Raw genomic sequence first — 16,661 nt, 5'->3', positions numbered from 1 at the left:
GCTGAGACCTCCGGCTCGGGTCCGGCTGAGGCATGATCGTTCCCATGGCTCACCCTCACCTGCCCAGCACCGAAGCGGCCGTCGTCGCGATCCGCGAGCTCGCCCGGGAGTTCAACCTGGAGATGACGGTGACCGACGACATCGGCGCGGACCAGACGTCCCGGCGTATGTCCGCCGGCGCGTTCGCCGTCCTCGACGACGACGGCTCGCTGCCGCACGAGGCCTATGTCGAACTGGGCGGCGCGCCCTCCGTCACCGTCCAGCTCTTCCCCGAGGACGACGCCCGGATCATCGTCGACGGCATCGAGTTCGCGGACGTCCCCCGCGACTCCGTCCCCGCCTTCGTCCGCGCGGTCCACGGCGGCATCGCCCACGTGAAGGGGCGTTTCTTCCCGCCCGGCTGGTGGCTGGTCGTCCCGCTCCCCGGCGACGAGACGTACAAGGAGCTCGTCCCCGGCGCCTCACTCACCCCCTGGATGAACCGCAACGTCCGCTGAACCTCCCGCGCGTATCGTGGCAGTCATGCGCTTGAGTACGGTGATCCTCCCCATCCACCGATGGAGCGAGGGGCAGAAGACCTGGCAGCGGGCCGAAGAACTCGGCTTCCACGCCGCTTACACCTATGACCACCTGTCCTGGCGGACCTTCCGGGACGGCCCGTGGTTCGGAGCCCTGCCCACGCTCACGGCGGCGGCCACGGCCACCGAGCGGATCCGCCTCGGCACGCTCGTGACCTCGCCGAACTTCCGCCACCCGGTGACGCTCGCCAAGGAGCTGATGGCACTCGACGACATCTCCGGCGGACGGATCACGCTCGGCATCGGCGCGGGCGGCAACGGCTTCGACGCCACCGCGCTGGGGCAGGAGCCGTGGACACCGAAGGAGCGCGCCGACCGCTTCGCCGAGTTCGTGCCGCTGCTCGACCGGCTCCTCACCGAGGACGCGGTGACGCAGCAGGGGACCTTCTACTCGGCGGACGAGGCCCGGAACATCCCCGGCTGCGTCCAGCGCCCCCGCCTGCCGTTCGCGGTCGCGGCGACCGGTCCTCGCGGGCTGAAGCTGGCGGCCCGGTACGGGCAGGCGTGGGTGACGACGGGTGACCCGAAGATCTTCGAGGAGGGCACCCCGGAGCAGTCGGTGGCGGCGCTGCGCGGCCAGATCGAGAAGCTGGGCAAGGCGTGCGCCGACACCGGACGCGAGGTGACCGAGCTCGACAAGATCCTGCTGACGGGCTTCACCCCGGACCGCGGCCGCCCGCTGGAGTCCGTGGACGCCTTCGTCGACTTCGCGGGGCGCCACCGCGAGCTGGGCTTCACCGAGATCGTGATCCACTGGCCGATCCCGGACTCGGACTTCGCCGCCGACCAGCGGGTCTTCGAGCAGATCGCCACGGAGGCGCTCGGCAAACTGGGCTGACGGCACGACGGCGCCGGCGCTCGGACGGCCTGCGCCGGCCCTCGGCGGTCGACGTCCGCCCTCCGGCGGCCGGCGCAGATGCCCGGCCGGCCGACGCCGGCGCTTTTCGGGCGACTGACGGCGGCATGCGCTCGCCGAGGCGGGTGTGCGCCCGGTGGATCAGGCGATCCGCCGGGCGTGGCCCCGCCACAGGGCCAGCAGGGCGAGGGAGCCGACCGGTTCCGGACTCGCCGCGCAGACGTCGAAGTGACTGACCCGGCACGTGTCGGACGGCACGGCGGAACCCAGGTTGACCGCGGTTCCGTCCCCCGCGATCCGCCACCGGCTGCCCGCCGGAACGGCGGCGGTGGCCAGTTCCCCGGGCTCGATCATGATCCAGCGGCCCCGCACCGTCCGGTACCAGACACCCTGGCCCCCGCACCGCCGACAGGCGGAGGCGGCCGGCCCCGCCGCCCTCGGTACGGCGGACGCCGTACCCCCGGAACGGGGCTCCGGTACGCCGACGGCCGCGCGCCGCACATCCCGTATCGCCTCCCCGAGGCGGACGTCCCGTACGGCGCCGCCGCCGCGCACCGCGAAGGCCGCGGCGTCGACCAGACCCGCCAGGACGTCCCCCACCAGCACCGGATCCCGGGCGGGATGCGCCGCACCCGCTCCCTCGCACGGCGTGCAGAGGACCATGCCGAGACTCGGGACCCATGTCCCGTACCGCGCACCGCAGGAGTCGCACTCGTCGTTTCTCCGGCCCGAGCCCATGCCCCGCCCCCTTGAGACGTCATCAGCTCTCAGAGATCTTCCCCCTCAGCCCGAAAACGAACGGACGTTTACGGCCACGTCGGGGCGTAAGCACCCGTCCGCCTGGGCAGGGCCCGCCCGAAAACCAGCCACTCATATGTGCAGCTCCCCGCACGCCCGTGCGTTCGGTGCGGAAGAATGGTGCGGTGACCACTCCCCGTTCCCCGCGCACGCCCGCCCCGACGGTCCGGCTGATCGCCACCGATCTCGACGGCACGCTCCTGCGCGACGACAAGTCCCTGTCCGAGCGCACGGTCGCCGCCCTCGCCGCCGCCGAGCAGGCCGGGATCGAGGTCTTCTTCGTCACCGGCCGCCCGGCCCGCTGGATGGATGTCGTCAGCGACCACGTCCACGGCCACGGCCTCGCGATCTGCGCCAACGGCGCCGCCGTCGTCGACCTCCACTCCGGAGGCACCTTCGTCGAGGTGCGCCCGCTGGAGCGGCCCGCCGCCATGGACGTCGTCGTGGCCCTGCGCGCCGCCGCGCCCGGGGCCTCCTTCGCGGTCGAGCTCACCACCGGAATCCACTACGAGCCGCACTATCCGCCGTTCCACCTCGACCCCGGCGCGACCGTCGCCACCGCCGAGAAGCTCCTCTTCGAGGAGGCGCCCGGCGCCGCGGCCCCGGTCCTGAAACTGCTCGCCAAGCATCCGGACCTCGACCCCGACGTGTTTCTGGCGGTGGCCAGGGAGGCCGCCGGAGACCGGGCGTCGTTCACCCGCTCGGGGCCCTCCGCCCTCATCGAGATCAGCGGCCTCGGCGTCTCCAAGGCGTCGACCCTGGCCCGGTGCTGCGCCGAGCGCGGGATCACGGCCGACGAGGTCGCGGCCTTCGGCGACATGCCCAACGACATCGAGATGCTGAGCTGGGCGGGCCGTTCGTACGCGATGGGCGAGGCGCACCCCGATGTGATCGCCGCCGCATCCGGCCGTACGGTCGGCAACAACGAGGACGGGGTGGCCGTGGTCGTCGAACAGCTGGTGGCCGAGGCACTGCGGGTGGCAGGAACCACGACACCGCAGGGCTGAACCCCAGCTGTCAGTCCCCAGGCCTCAAGCACAAGCCTCGGGCTTCAGGTCTCAGGCCGAAGCCGCGCGTCTCAGACCTCAAGGCACCGGCGTGAGGCCTCCGGGCCTACAGCGGCGCCTCCCACACCACCGTCGTCCCGCCGCCGTCCTCCCCGATGCCCGGCCCGCACCAGCTCGCGCCGCCCAGCGACTCGGCCCGGCGCGCCAGGTTGCGCAGACCGCTGCGCCGCCCGCCCGCCGGGATGCCGATACCGTCGTCGGCGACCTCGAGCCGTACCCCGGCGGAGCCGTCGGGGAGGGTGACGCCGGCGTCGACGACCACCTCGATCCGGCTCGCCTCCGCGTGCCGGAAGGCGTTGGACAGCGCCTCGCGCAGGGCGGCGATGAGGTTCTTGCCGGTGAGTTCCCCGACCGTCGCGTCGATCGCGCCCAGGAAGCGGTGGGCGGGCTTGAAGCCCAGGGGCACGGCGGCCATGTTGATCTCCCGCAGGACGCGCGTGCGCAGCCCCGACGGGGCCTCCGCGGGTCCCTGCTGGAGCGCGAAGATCGCCGTACGGATCTCCTGGATGGTCACGTCCAGTTCGTCCACGGCCTTGCCGACGCCCTCGCGCACGGCCGGCACGATCGACCGGCGCTGGGCGCTCTCCAGCATCATGCCGGTGGCGAAGAGCCGCTGGATGACGAGATCGTGCAGGTCGCGGGCGATCCGGTCGCGGTCCTCGTACACGGCGAGGCGCTCCCGGTCCCGCTGCGCGTCGGCCATCATCAGGGCCAGCGCCGCCTGCGAGGCGAACTGGGTGGCGAGCGTCCGCTCCATCTCCGTGAACTGGCGCCCGCCCCGCACCCGTGGGGTGGCGAGCGCGCCGAGCACCCGTCCGCCGCTCTGCAGCGGCAGCATCATGCTGGGGCCGTACGGGGACGTCAGCCGGCTGATCATGCGGGGGTCGGTCGAGGCATCCGTGACGAAGACCGCCTCGCCGTCCAGGAGCCGCCGCACCACGGCGCTCTCGGGCGGGATCACCACGCCCAGCGACTTCGTGGGCCGGGGCGAGGAGACGGCGACGATCTCCAGACCGCCGTCCTCGACGGGCAGCATCACGATCCCCGCGTCGGCGTCGGCGAGGCGGCGGGCCTGCTCGGCGACGACGGTGAGGGCGTCGTCCGCGTCCCCGCCGGAGAGCAGCGCGGTGGTGACGGCGACGGAGCCGTCGATCCACCGTTCGCGCTGGCGGGCGGCCTCGTACAGGCGGGCGTTGCCGATGGCGATGCCCGCCTCGGTGGCGAGCACCCGGACCATGTGGACGTCGTCGTCGTTGAACTCGGCGCCGCCGTTCTTCTCCGCGAGGTAGAGGTTGCCGAAGATCTCGCCCTGGACCCGGATGGGAACACCGAGGAAGGTCCGCATCGGCGGGTGCCCTGGAGGGAAGCCCGCGGCGCGCGGATCGGCGGAGAGGTCGGCGAGGCGGATGGTCTGGGGGTCGCGGATGAGCGCGCCGAGCAGTCCCGCGTGGCCGTCGGGGCGGTGCCCGATCCGGCGGGCCACCTCCTCGTCGACGCCGAAGGTGACGAAGTCCGACAGGCCCTTGCCCTCCTCGTCGACGACGCCGATGGCGGCGTAGCGGGCGTCGGCGAGTTCGGCGGCGGTCTCGCAGATGCGGTCGAGGGTGGAGTGGAGTTCGAGCCCGGTGCCCACCGAGCGCATGGCTTCCAGGAGCTGAGGCACGCGGGCGGTGAGCTCCGTGGACAGCCCCTGGAGGCTGCGGGTGGCCTGGGTGGCGGCTTCCAGGGGGTCCGAGGCGTCGGACGCTGCGGCGGTCATGGCCTTGAGCCTAGTAAGTCCTATTTGGCGAGAAAAGTCAGCCGGTGCCTACGATCGCGGCCCGAGGCGCTCCCGTTCGCTCCCGGGGGTCGTCCCCGCGCCCGCGCCGACGGCCAGCAGGTCGGTCTCCCGCTCCTGCTCCAGCATCCGGCGCAGCGGCCCGTCCGCCTCGGCGAGCTCCGCGTACGGGCCGCGCTGCACGGTCCTGCCCTCGTCCAGGACGAGCACCTCGTCGACCGCGTCGAGTCCGTGCAGCCGGTGGGTGATGAGGACGGTCGTACGGCCTTCGGTGGCCCGGAGCAGATCGTCGGTGAGCGCGTCTGCGGTGGCCAGGTCCAGGTGCTCGGCCGGCTCGTCGAGGACGAGGACGGGGAAGTCGGCGAGCAGCGCGCGGGCGAGTGCCAGGCGCTGCCGCTGACCGCCGGACAGCCGGGAGCCGTGCTCGCCCACGAGCGTGTCGAGCCCCTCCGGGAGTCCGTCGACCCAGTCGAGCAGCCGGGCCCGGCGCAGCGCCTCGCGCAGTTCCTCGTCACTCGCCCCGGTACGGGCGAGCCGCAGGTTCTCGCGGACGGAGCTGTCGAAGAGGTGGGCGTCCTGGGCGCAGAGGCCGACGAGCCGCCGCACGGCGTCGCCGTCGAGCTCCCAGGCGGGCAGCCCGCCGAGCCGGTACATGCCGGCCTCCACGTCCAGGAAGCGCAGCAGCACCTGGGCGAGCGTGGTCTTGCCTGAGCCCGAGGCGCCGACGACGGCGATCCGGCGTCCGGCCTCCAGGGTGAGCCGGAAGTCGGCGAGCGCCTCCCGGTCCTGCCCGGCGTGCCGGGCGGAGAGCCCGGACAGTTCCAGCGGGAACGGGCTCGCCGGGGGAGTCGCGGGCCGGGCCGGTTCGAGTACGGGGACGGGGGCGTCGAGCACCTCGAAGACCCGCTCGGCACTGTGCTTGACGCGCTGCCGGTACTGGACGGCGAGCGGCAGCCCGGTGACGGCCTCGAAGGCGGCGAGCGGGGTGAGGACGACCACGGCGAGGGCCACGCCGTCGAGCCGCCCGTCCGCCACGGCCCGGACCCCGACGACGGCTGCTGCCGCCACCGTCAGGCCGCAGACCAGGGCGGAGAGTCCGGCGCCGAGCGCGGCGGCCGCGGCCTGCCGGGAGGCGATGCCGGTGAGGGTACGGTCGGCGGCCCGCGTCCGTTCGATCCGGTCGCGCAGGGCGCCGGCGACGGTCAGTTCGGCGCAGCCTCGCAGCAGATCGGCCACGGCGGTCGCCAGGGCGCCGCGCGCGGGGGCGAGCCGCCGTTCGGCACGGCGGGCGAGCGCCCCGCCGGCCGCCGGCACGAGGACCCCCGCGACGAGCAGGCCCACGGCGAGGACGGCACCGGCCTCGGGCAGCAGCCAGGCGGTGAACCCGGCGGAGGCGATGCCCACGACGAGCGCGGCGCCCGCCGGGAGCAGCCAGCGGAGCCAGTAGTCCTGGAGCGCGTCGACGTCCTGGACGAGTCGGGAGAGCAGGTCCCCGCGGCGGGTGCGGCGCAGGCCGGCGGGCGCGATCCGCTCCAGACGCCGGTAGACGGAGACCCGGAGCTCGGCGAGCATCCGGAGGACGGCGTCGTGCGAGAGGAGCCGCTCGGCGTACCGGAAGACGGCCCGCCCGATGCCGAACGCGCGGGTGGCGGTGACGGCCACCATCAGGTAGAGCACGGGGGGCTGTTCGGAGGCACGCGAGATGAGCCATCCGGACACGGCCATGAGTCCCACGGCGGACCCGAGCGCCAGACTCCCCAGCAGCAGGGCGAGCCCCATCCGCCCCTTGAGCTCGCCTGCCATGTCCCGGACCCGGGTGAGAACGGCCACCCGTGTGAGAACGGCCGTCGGACCCGTGGGCGCGTGTTCCGCCTCGGACGGAATCGGTGGGCACGCCCCCGCGGCGCCGCCTCCCTCCGACACCGCACCCGCGCCCGCACCCGCACCACCGGCACCGGCACCGGCACCGGCACCGGCACCCAGGCTTTCCGTCCCGGCACCCGCACCACCGGGACCGGCACCCTCGCCCGACGGCGCCTCGCCGACCCGCACCACCCGGTCCGCGACGGCGAGCAACGCCGGCCGATGCGCCACCAACAGCACCGTCCGCCCCGCCGCCAGCCGCCGCACCGCGTCGACGACACCCGCCTCCGTCTCCCCGTCCAGCGCCGCCGTCGGCTCGTCGAGGAGCAGCACCGGCCGGTCCGCGAGGAAGCCCCGCGCCAGCGCGAGCCGCTGCCGCTGCCCCGCCGAGAGTCCGGCCCCGTCCTCACCGAGCGGGGTGTCGAGCCCCTGCGGCAGCCCCGCGACGAACCCGTCCGCCCCGGCGTCCCGCAGCGCCTCCCGTACGGCCTCGTCCGAGGCGTCCGGGCGGGCGAGCCGTACGTTCTCGGCGATCGTCCCGGCGAAGAGATACGGCCGCTGTGGCACCCAGGCGATCCGCGACCGCCAGGCCTCCAGGTCCAGCGAGGCGAACGACTCGCCGCCGACCCGTACGGAACCACCTTCCTCCGGCGCGGCGAACCCGAGGACGACATCGAGCAGCGTCGACTTCCCGGCCCCGCTCGGCCCGACCAGGGCCACCGTCTCCCCGGGCTCGACCGTCAGGGACATCGCGTCCAGCGAGGGCTCGGCGCGTCCGGCATGACGTACCGACACGCCCTCCAGCTCCAGCCGTACGGACTCCGGGGCCGCGCTCCCGCCCCCGCCCCGTACCGGCTCCTCCAGGACGTCGAAGATCTCCTCCGCCGCCGCGAGGCCCTCCGCCGCCGCGTGGAACTGCGCGCCGACCTGCCGCAGCGGCAGATAGGCCTCGGGCGCCAGGATCAGGATGACGAGCCCGGTGTACAGGTCGAGCTCACCGTGGACGAGGCGCATGCCGATGGTCACGGCGACGAGCGCGACCGACAGGGTCGCCAGGAGTTCCAGGGCGAAGGAGGAGAGGAAGGCGATCCGCAGCGTGCGCATGGTCGCCCGGCGGTACTCCGAGGTGATCGCGCGGATCGACTCGGCCTGGGCCTTCGCCCGGCCGAAGATCTTGAGGGTGGGAAGCCCGGCCACCACGTCCAGGAAGTGCCCGGAGAGCCGGGAGAGCAGCTTCCACTGCCGGTCCATCCGGGCCTGGGTGTACCAGCCGATGAGGATCATGAAGACCGGGATGAGCGGCAGGGTGACGACGATGATCGCCGCCGAGACCCAGTCCTCGGTGACGATCCGGGCCAGCACGGCCACGGGCACGACGACCGCGAGCCCGAGCTGGGGCAGATAGCGGGCGAAGTAGTCGTCGAGGGCGTCCACACCGCGCGTGGCGAGGGCGATCAGCGAGCCGGCCTTCTGACCGCTGAGCCAGCCCGGACCGAGCGCGGCCGCACGGTCGAGAAGCCGGCCGCGCAGTTCGGACTTGACCGCCGCGCTCGCCCGGTGCGCGGCGAGCTCGGTCAGCCAGGAGACCAGCCCCCGTGCCACCGCGATCAGCGCGAGTAGCAGCAGGGGGGTGGTCAGGGCGGAAACCGACTGGCCCTTCTGGAAGGACCCCACCACGATCTCGGCGATGAGCATCGCCTGGGCGATGACCAGCGCCGCCCCGACGAGGCCGAGCGCGACCACCGCGATCAGGAAGACACGGGTGGCCCTGGCGTACCGGAGCAGGCGCGGATCGATCGGTTTCACGTGAAACATGCTCCCTGGAGAGGGCCGGTTAGTGGGTCCCGGCGATGTGCTGCGTACCGATCCGCTTGCGGAACACCCAGTAGGTCCAGCTCTGGTAGAGCAGCACCAGCGGGGTCGCGATCGCCGCGCACCACGTCATGATCTTGAGCGTGTAGGGGCTCGACGACGCGTTCGTCACGGTAAGGCTCCACTCCGGGTTGAGCGAAGACGGCATGACGTCCGGGAAGAGCGCGAGGAAGAGCATCGCCACGGCCGCGGTGATGGTGACGCCCGAGAGCGCGAACGACCAGCCCTCGCGGCCCACCTTGATGGCGGCGATCGCTCCGACCAGGGCCGCCACCGCGATCAGCATCGCCGCGAGGCTCCAGCTGTCCCCGGTGTGCAGCTGGGTCCAGGTCAGGAAGCCGAGCGCGGCCACCGCCGTGACCAGGCCCAGCTTGAGCGCGAGCGCCCGTGCCCGGAGACGGATGTCGCCGACCGTCTTGAGCGAGACGAAGACCGCGCCGTGGAAGGTGAAGAGCGTCAGGGTGACCAGGCCGCCGAGGAGCGCGTACGGGTTGAGCAGATCCCAGAAGCTCCCGACGAACTCCATGTTCTCGTCGATCTTCACGCCCCGGACGATGTTGCCGAAGGCCACGCCCCAGAGGAACGCGGGGATCAGCGAGGTCCAGAAGATGGCCTGCTCCCAGTTGCGCTGCCAGTCCTCCTCGGGCCGCTTCGCCCGGTACTCGAAGGCGACCCCCCGGATGATCAGGCACACCAGGATGATCAGAAGCGGCAGGTAGAAGCCGGAGAACAGCGTCGCGTACCACTCGGGGAACGCGGCGAAGGTCGCACCGCCGGCGGTGAGCAGCCACACCTCGTTGCCGTCCCAGACGGGTCCGATGGTGTTGATGAGGACCCGCTTCTCGGGCCGGTCGCGGGCGAGCAGCTTGGTGAGGATCCCGACCCCGAAGTCGAAGCCCTCGAGGAAGAAGTAGCCGATCCAGAGGACGGCGATGAGTACGAACCAGACGTCGTGGAGTTCCATGCCTCGATCTCCTGAGCCTCAGTACGAGAAGGCCATGGGGCGGTCGGGGTCACGAGAGTCCCCGCCGATCTTGGTGGGCGGGTTGAGGTCGTCCTCGCTGAGCTCCGGAGGGCCGGCCTTGATGTACTTCACGAGGAGCTTGACCTCGATCACGGCGAGCACGGCGTAGAGCGCGGTGAAGACGATCATCGAGGTGAGCACCTCGCCCGTGGTGGTCCCGGGGGAGACGGCGTCCCGGGTGCGCAGCACTCCGTAGACGACCCAGGGCTGACGGCCCATCTCGGTGAAGATCCAGCCCCAGGAGTTGGCGATCAGCGGGAACGCCATGGTCCAGAGGGCGACGATCCAGTACCACTTGCCCAGGCGGGGGCTGAGTGCCTTCCGCTTGAACAGGACCAGGTTCGGCACTTCGTCCTCACCGGTCCGCAGCCCCGGTGCCAGCATGAACTTCTTGCGGGTCAGCCAGAGACCCAGCATGCCGATGGCCAGCGAGGCCATGCCGAAGCCGATCATCCAGCGGAATCCCCAGTACGCGACGGGAATGTTGGGCCGGTAGTCGCCAGGGCCGAACTTCTCCTGCTCGGCCTTGTTGATGTCGTTGATGCCCGGGACGTACGAGGTGAAGTCGTCGTTCGCCAGGAACGACAGCAGGCCCGGGATCTCTACGGCCACCTTGTTGTGGCCCTTGTCGACATCGCCGTACGCGAAGATCGAGAACGGCGCGGGTGCTTCACCGTCCCAGAGCGCCTCGGCGGCGGCCATCTTCATGGGCTGCTGCTTGAACATGACCTTGCCGAGCAGGTCTCCGCTGATCGCGGTGCCGAGGCCGGCGATGATCAGGGTGATCAGGCCGAGCCGCAGCGAGGTCCGCATCACCGGGATGTGCTTCTTGCGCGCCAGGTGGAAGGCGGAGATGCCGACCATGAACGCGCCGCCGACCAGGAAGGCCGCCGTCATGGTGTGGAAGAACTGGGTGAGGGCGGTGTTCTGGGTGAGCACGTGCCAGAAGTCGGTGAGCTCGGCCCGGCCGCGCTCCTCGTTGATCCGGTAGCCCACCGGGTGCTGCATCCAGGAGTTCGCCGCGAGGATGAAGTACGCGGAGAGGATCGTGCCGATCGACACCATCCAGATGCAGGCGAGGTGGATCCGCTGGGGGAGCTTGTCCCAGCCGAAGATCCACAGACCGATGAAGGTCGACTCGAAGAAGAAGGCGATGAGCGCTTCGAACGCGAGCGGCGCACCGAAGATGTCACCGACGAAGCGCGAGTAGTCGGACCAGTTCATGCCGAACTGGAACTCCTGCACGATGCCGGTGACGACACCCATGGCGATGTTGATCAGGAAGAGCTTGCCCCAGAACTTCGTCGCCCTGAGGTACTTCTCGTTCTCCGTGCGGACCCATGCGGTCTGGAGACCTGCGGTGAGGGCGGCGAGGGAGATCGTCAGGGGGACGAAGAGGAAGTGGTAGACGGTGGTGATGCCGAACTGCCAGCGTGCCAGGGTCTCTGGCGCCAGAGCGAGGTCCACGTCGTTTTCTCCTTACATCGCCGTGGTCACATCGGCAGTTTGCCCGGATAATCCCACCAAACAAGGGACGAACCAGGACACGCTTGTGAACGCGTTCACATTCACAAGCATTATTACTCATACGAAATCCGTACCTCCAGCCGGGGGTCCCTCTACCGAAGGCCACCTCTTCCCAGGGCCTTCAACATATTGTTGAATCCGGGGCATGACCCTTCGGATACGCATCGTCTGGCCGGCCGGACACACCACGGCCACCCTTGAGGAAACCCCCACGAGCACAGCGCTCGCGGGGGCTCTCCCGATCTCCTCCACCGCCCGGACCTGGGGCGAGGAGGTCTACTTCGACACTCCGGTCGCCGCCTCCGTCGAGGCCGGGGCGCGGCAGGTCGTCGACGCCGGCACGGTGGCCTTCTGGACGGAGGGCGACGCGCTCGCCCTTCCCTACGGCCCCACCCCGATCTCACGGGGCGAGGAATGCCGGCTCGCGAGCCCCTGCAACGTCCTGGGCGCGCTCGACGGGGACCCCCGGATCCTGGCCACCGTCCGGGACGGCGACCCGATCCGGGTGGAACGCGTCCACGGCTGACGGCACCGGGGCAGGTCGACGTACCGACCGGTCGACGGCGCCGGGGCAGGTCGACGTACCGACCGGTCGACGGCGCCGGCCGGTCCGAAGGGACCAGCCGGTTCGACGACACCGGCCGGTCGGGCGGTCATCGGCCGGCCGGACGCCGGCGCGTGCTCAGCCCTCCTTGCGGAAGCCCTCCGCCGCCTTCAGGAACAGGTCGTTCGCCTCGGACTCGCCGATCGTGACGCGCACGCCCTCGCCGGCGAACGGCCGCACCATCACCCCGTGCCGCTCGCACTCCGCCGCGAAGTCCAGGGTTCGCTCGCCGAGCCGCAGCCAGACGAAGTTCGCCTGGGTGTCCGCCACGGTCCAGCCCTGCGCCACGAGACCCGCGTGGACCCGCTCGCGCTCGGCCACCAAGGAGCCGACCCGCCCGAGCAGTTCGTCCTCGGCCCGCAGCGAGGCCACCGCCGCGTCCTGGGCGAGCTGGCTCACACCGAACGGCACGGCCGTCTTGCGCAGCGCCGCCGCCACCGGCTCGTGGGCGACCGCGAAGCCGACCCGCAGCCCCGCCAGGCCGTACGCCTTGGAGAAGGTCCGCAGCACGGCGACGTTCGGCCGGTCGCGGTAGAGCTCGATGCCGTCCGGGATGTCGGTGTCGCGGACGAACTCGCGGTACGCCTCGTCGATCACGACCAGGACGTCGGAGGGCACCCGGTCGAGGAAGCGCTCCAGCTCGGCCCGGCGCACCGCGGTGCCCGTGGGGTTGTTGGGGTTGCAGACGAAGATCAGCCGGGTCCTGTCGGTGATCGCCGCGGCCATCGCGTCGAGGTCGTGCACCTCGCCCTCGGTCAACGGCACCTGCACCGAGGTCGCCCCGCTGATCTGCGTGATGATCGGGTACGCCTCGAAGGAGCGCCAGGCGTAGATGACCTCGTCGCCGGGGCCGGAGGTGGCCTGGAGGAGCGACTGGGCGACGCCGACCGAACCGGTGCCGGTGGCCAGGTGCGAGACGGGCACGCCGAAACGGTCGGCCAGCTCCTCCGTCAGACCCGTGCAGGCCATGTCCGGGTAGCGGTTGAAGTTCGCGGCGGCGGCCAGCGTGGTCTCCATGACCCCCGGCAGCGGCGGATACGGGTTCTCGTTGGAGGACAGCTTGAAGGCCACGGGCCCACCCGAGGCCGCCGGCCTGCCCGGCTTGTAGGTGGGGACGCCGTCCAGCTCGGCGCGCAGCTTCGGGCCCGTGCTCGTCCCGCTGGTCCCGCTGGTCTCGCTCACTCTGTGGCCTCCTCGACCGTCCGTACCGCCAATACTCCTCACCTTAAGAGGATTCCCCTCCGCTGCGAATGGGCTGTGGACAACAGGAGGGACACGCTGGGGACACGCCCGCCGGGAACGACGCCCGGAGCGACGTCCGAACGCCCCGGAAGCGCCACCCCGCCACGGCGCCCCGAACGCCCCGGAAACGACCCCGCCGCGGGAACCGCGCGGCCCTGGAGCGCCCCCGGCGCGGTCTCCGCGCGCGCCACCCGAGCGACCCGGCGACCGCCCCCGGCACGCCACCCGCCACGCCACCCTGAGCGGGGCGCCGGAGCTGCCCGGGGAGCCGCCCCGCGAGCCGTCCCTGGAGCGGCCCCGCACGAGGGGGGAGCGCGTGCCCGGGTGGCGCGCGCCGGTGGCGGGCGCCGTAGCGCGCATCCCCCGTAGAGGTGAGTTGAGACCTCTTCGAGACCTCGCCCCCACGCCAGGCCTACGCCGTTCGGCAACCACTGGTCCCATGGCGAAGGCCCTAACTACCTTGGATTCCTTGCCTATTGACGTCTTTCAGCCATGCAGAAACGTGCCTGTCAACGCCTGCATATGCGACCGGCCCAACCGCCCCTCATCGCCCTACTATCGGCTCGCCATGACAGCAGCAGGGAAGCACCAGGTGAGCCGGGCACAGACCCGGGGAAGCCGGCAGGGCCGGGCAGGCATCCGGGACGTGGCCGCCGCCGCCGGGGTCTCCATCACGACTGTCTCCGACGCGCTCAACGGCAAGGGACGACTCCCCGACGCCACCCGCCGTCACGTGCGCGAGGTCGCCGACCGGCTGGGCTACCGCCCGTCCGCGGCGGCCCGCACGCTCCGCACCGGGAAGTCGGGACTCATCGGCCTGACCGTGACCACGTACGGGGATGAACCTTTCACCTTCACCGAATTCGCGTACTTCGCGGAGATGGCCAGAGCAGCCACATCGGCGGCGCTCGCGCGGGGCTACGCCCTGGTCATCCTCCCCGCCACCTCCCGCCATGACGTCTGGTCGAACGTCGCCCTCGACGGCACCGTCGTCATCGACCCCTCCGACCACGACCCGGTCGTCACCGAACTGGTCCGGCAGGGCCTGCCCGTCGTCTCCGACGGACGCCCCGCCGGCACCCTTCCGGTCACGGCCTGGGTCGACAACGACCACGAAGCCGCCGTTCTCGATCTGCTCGACCACCTCGCCGACGCCGGCGCCCGCCGCATCGGTCTCCTCACCGGAACCACCACCGACACCTACACCCGCCTGTCCACCACCGCGTACCTCAACTGGTGCGAGCGGGTGGGCCAGGACCCCGTCTACGAGGCCTATCCGGCGCACGACCCGTGCGCGGGCGCCGTCGCGGCCGACCGGCTGCTCGCCCGACCGGACCGGCCCGACGCCGTGTACGGCCTCTTCGACCCCAACGGAACCGACCTCCTCGCGGCCGCGCGCCGCTACGGGCTGCGCGTCCCGGACGACCTGCTGCTGGTCTGCTGCAGCGAGTCGACCGTCTACGCCACCACCGAACCGCCCATCACGACGCTCTCGCTCAAGCCGCGCCGGATCGGCACGGCCGTCGTCCAGCTCCTCATCGACGCCATCGAAGGGATCGACACCGACGGCCCGGTCGAGCGGGTGATACCGACGGAACTCATCGTCCGCACCTCCTCGCAGCGCCGGTCACCGCGCACCACCGTCAGCCCGCCGCGCTCACCCGCGAAGGACTGACACCCCGCCAACCGGCGCCACCGAATCCGCCGTCCCCGCCCCTGCCCGTGGGCCGGGACGGCGAAACCGGCCACCGAACCGGCCTCAACCCTGGACTCGACCTTCTCAATTCGGGCGAAACAACCGGTGAACCCGGAGTGGACCCGGATTCACCACCCCTGGTGCGTCACACAGGAGGACCCTCATTCCTATGATGGGCGCACGACATCGCGGACCACCCCGACCAGGCCGGTCCGCGATGTGCAGGGCATCGCGACCGTGGTGGAGGGGTCCATGACTCAGGGGGCCGGGCAGGAGCCCGTGGTGCGCACGGCGACATTGCGTGACTTCCGCGTACCGCCGTACGCCCGCGTGCCCGTACAGGGCCACGCCACCGATCCGACGACCACGGAACCTCTGCCGGTGCCGCCACCGGCCGAACCCGCTCCCCCGGAGCACGCACCCGTGGCCGCACCCGCCGCACCCCCGCACGCGCCCGGCGCGCCCACGGCCGGTCCGCCCGCGACCGCGCCTGCGCCCGCGACCCCGCCTGCGCCCGCTCCCGCCGAGCCGACCCTGCATCTGGGACGCCGTACCGCTCCCGCGTACGCCCCTGCCTCAGCCCCGGCTCCGGCCCCGGCTCCGGCCCCGGCCACCGCCCCGGCCGGCTCCTCCATCGTCTCCGTCGCCACCGGCCACCCCGGGAACGCCTTCCCCGAGGACGGGATGCCCGAGGGCTACACCCCGACCGAGCGCGACCTCCCGGTCATCAACCGCGGGGACACCGTGCAGGTCCCGGTCGCGTCCGAGCCGGCCCCCGCCGCCGAGCCGGCCCCCGCGAGCGGCGAAGGCCCAGGCCCGCTCTTCGTCGTCGGCGACGTCCACGGCTACCTCGACGAGCTGGTCGAGGCCCTCCGCGCCCAGGGCCTCATCGACGAGAACGGCAGCTGGGCCGCGGGCAACGCCCGCCTCTGGTTCCTCGGCGACTTCACCGACCGCGGTCCCGACGGCATCGGCGTCATCGACCTCGTCATGCGCCTCTCCGCCGAGGCCGCCGCCGCCGGCGGCTACTGCAAGGCCCTCATGGGCAACCACGAACTGCTGCTCATCGGCGCCAAGCGCTTCGGCGACACTCCCGTGAACTCCGGCGCGGGCACCGCCACCTTCCAGGCCGCCTGGCTGCTCAACGGCGGCCAGAAGCACGACATGGACCGGCTCCAGGACGTCCATCTGCAGTGGATGTCCCGGCTCGACGCCGTGGTGCAGGAGGACGACCACCTTCTCCTGCACTCCGACACCACCGCGTACCTCGACTACGGCCAGACCATCGAGGACGTCAACGACACGGTCCACGAGATCCTCAACCGGAACGACGCCGACGAGGTCTGGGACGTCTTCCGCAAGTTCACCAAGCGCTTCGCGTTCCGCGACGAGGGCGGCCCGCAGGCCGTCCAGGAGCTGCTCTCCACCTACGGCGGCTCCCGGATCGTGCACGGCCACAGCCCCATCCCGTACCTCCTCGGCCAGGTCGGCACGGAGGACGGCGAGGGCAATGCGGGCCCGCTCGTCGACGGACCGCACGTGTACGCGGACGGTCTGGCGATCGCGATGGACGGCGGAGTGACCATGGCCGGAAAGCTACTGGTCGTCCAACTCCCCCTGAACGGCTGACGCATAACCCTCCGCATCCGAGGAAGTCGAATTCCGGAAACACCCTGTCAGCGCGTGGCACCACCGCAATACCATCGTGTTCATCCGTAGCAGGCTCTCCTCCGTTTCCGCCCAACCGACCGTTTCGC

12 protein-coding genes are annotated in these 16,661 nt (G+C 71.8%); 6 read left to right on the top strand and 6 right to left on the bottom strand.

Features of this window, described 5'->3' with window-relative positions; translation table 11 throughout:
* The first annotated feature begins 44 nt into the window (after nt 1-44).
* Together ACIP84_RS13090 and ACIP84_RS13085 are read left to right on the top strand one after the other, a co-directional pair.
* Nucleotides 45-497: a hypothetical protein gene (locus tag ACIP84_RS13090; protein ID WP_401797843.1), complete on the top strand. Its 453-nt coding sequence runs from the start codon at nt 45-47 to the stop codon at nt 495-497.
* 25 nt (nt 498-522) lie between these two features.
* A complete protein-coding gene (locus tag ACIP84_RS13085; RefSeq protein ID WP_401797841.1) occupies nt 523-1,416 on the top strand; it encodes an LLM class flavin-dependent oxidoreductase in 894 nt (297 codons plus the stop codon).
* Nucleotides 1,417-1,575: 159 nt separating this feature from the next.
* On the opposite strand, the gene ACIP84_RS13080 is transcribed toward ACIP84_RS13085, so the two are convergent.
* Nucleotides 1,576-2,097, bottom strand: coding sequence for a DUF6083 domain-containing protein (locus ACIP84_RS13080; RefSeq protein WP_401797839.1), 522 nt, complete (start codon nt 2,095-2,097; stop codon nt 1,576-1,578).
* 260 nt (nt 2,098-2,357) lie between these two features.
* Here ACIP84_RS13080 and ACIP84_RS13075 point away from each other — a divergent pair, with 260 nt between their 5' ends.
* Nucleotides 2,358-3,239 (top strand): HAD hydrolase family protein, encoded by an 882-nt coding sequence (locus tag ACIP84_RS13075; RefSeq protein ID WP_401797837.1) that lies wholly within the window; start codon nt 2,358-2,360, stop codon nt 3,237-3,239.
* A gap of 106 nt (nt 3,240-3,345) precedes the next feature.
* Here ACIP84_RS13075 and ACIP84_RS13070 read toward each other — a convergent pair whose 3' ends face one another.
* The 4 genes from ACIP84_RS13070 to ACIP84_RS13055 are packed head-to-tail and all read right to left on the bottom strand — an operon-like array spanning nt 3,346 to nt 11,302.
* Nucleotides 3,346-5,058, bottom strand: coding sequence for a GAF domain-containing protein (locus tag ACIP84_RS13070; RefSeq protein ID WP_355963063.1), 1,713 nt, complete (start codon nt 5,056-5,058; stop codon nt 3,346-3,348).
* A 48-nt stretch (nt 5,059-5,106) separates the two neighbouring features.
* The gene (cydD, locus tag ACIP84_RS13065) at nt 5,107-8,754 is read right to left on the bottom strand and encodes a thiol reductant ABC exporter subunit CydD (RefSeq protein WP_401797835.1); all 3,648 of its coding nucleotides are present in this window, start codon (nt 8,752-8,754) and stop codon (nt 5,107-5,109) included.
* Between the two features lie 19 nt (nt 8,755-8,773).
* On the bottom strand, nt 8,774-9,775 hold the full coding sequence (gene cydB / locus ACIP84_RS13060; protein ID WP_355963057.1) for a cytochrome d ubiquinol oxidase subunit II: 1,002 nt from the start codon (nt 9,773-9,775) through the stop codon (nt 8,774-8,776).
* A gap of 18 nt (nt 9,776-9,793) precedes the next feature.
* Nucleotides 9,794-11,302, bottom strand: a complete 1,509-nt coding sequence (locus ACIP84_RS13055; RefSeq protein ID WP_355963054.1) for a cytochrome ubiquinol oxidase subunit I — start codon at nt 11,300-11,302, stop codon at nt 9,794-9,796.
* 205 nt (nt 11,303-11,507) lie between these two features.
* On the opposite strand from ACIP84_RS13055, the gene ACIP84_RS13050 reads away from it, so the two are divergent.
* Nucleotides 11,508-11,888 (top strand): cyclophilin-like fold protein, encoded by a 381-nt coding sequence (locus tag ACIP84_RS13050; RefSeq protein ID WP_355963052.1) that lies wholly within the window; start codon nt 11,508-11,510, stop codon nt 11,886-11,888.
* 156 nt (nt 11,889-12,044) lie between these two features.
* On the opposite strand, the gene hisC is transcribed toward ACIP84_RS13050, so the two are convergent.
* Complete coding sequence (gene hisC, locus ACIP84_RS13045; protein WP_401797832.1) at nt 12,045-13,148, bottom strand: histidinol-phosphate transaminase; 1,104 nt, start codon at nt 13,146-13,148, stop codon at nt 12,045-12,047.
* A gap of 628 nt (nt 13,149-13,776) precedes the next feature.
* Here hisC and ACIP84_RS13040 point away from each other — a divergent pair.
* Together ACIP84_RS13040 and ACIP84_RS13035 are read left to right on the top strand one after the other, a co-directional pair.
* Nucleotides 13,777-14,883, top strand: coding sequence for a LacI family DNA-binding transcriptional regulator (locus ACIP84_RS13040; protein WP_030317999.1), 1,107 nt, complete (start codon nt 13,777-13,779; stop codon nt 14,881-14,883).
* Between the two features lie 258 nt (nt 14,884-15,141).
* Nucleotides 15,142-16,533: a metallophosphoesterase gene (locus ACIP84_RS13035; protein WP_401797983.1), complete on the top strand. Its 1,392-nt coding sequence runs from the start codon at nt 15,142-15,144 to the stop codon at nt 16,531-16,533.
* The last annotated feature ends 128 nt before the right edge of the window (nt 16,534-16,661 follow it).

The sequence above is a fragment of the Streptomyces sp. NPDC088707 genome (assembly GCF_044752725.1).
GTDB lineage: Bacteria > Actinomycetota > Actinomycetes > Streptomycetales > Streptomycetaceae > Streptomyces.
This window is presented reverse-complemented; position numbering and strand designations above follow the sequence as displayed.